The following is a 275-nucleotide window of genomic DNA, read 5'->3' as shown; positions in this document are numbered from 1 at the left end:
CGGTTGACCAGGCTGTGGCTGCCGTAGACCAGGCTTTGCATGGTCCAGTGGATCTGGCCGATGATGGCCAGGTCATCGAGCCGGCCCTCGGGGTGAACGGGCAAGACCACGAAGGCATGGAAGGGGAAGTTGCAGCGCACCGCGTGCTCGATGCGCTGGCCCAGCGCCCAGCAGATCTGGTTTTGCGGCAGCTTGTCGCCTTGGGCGTTCTTGCCGATGAGCGTCAAGGCTGACTTGATGCGCGCCCCGCTTTGCGACAGCAGGTGCTTGAGGGC

At 64.4% G+C, this 275-nt stretch carries 1 protein-coding gene; it reads right to left on the bottom strand.

All coding sequences use genetic code 11. From position 1 onward, the window contains the following. The coding region (locus ABG80_RS22860; protein WP_160322546.1) for a phospholipase D-like domain-containing protein at window positions 1-275 on the bottom strand (275 nt) is incomplete at both ends.

Source organism: Aquabacterium parvum (genome assembly GCF_001447195.1).
Taxonomy (GTDB): Bacteria; Pseudomonadota; Gammaproteobacteria; order Burkholderiales; family Burkholderiaceae_C; genus Aquabacterium; species Aquabacterium parvum.
The sequence above is the reverse complement of the archived record's forward strand: the minus strand, read 5'-3'. Positions and strand labels throughout refer to the sequence as shown.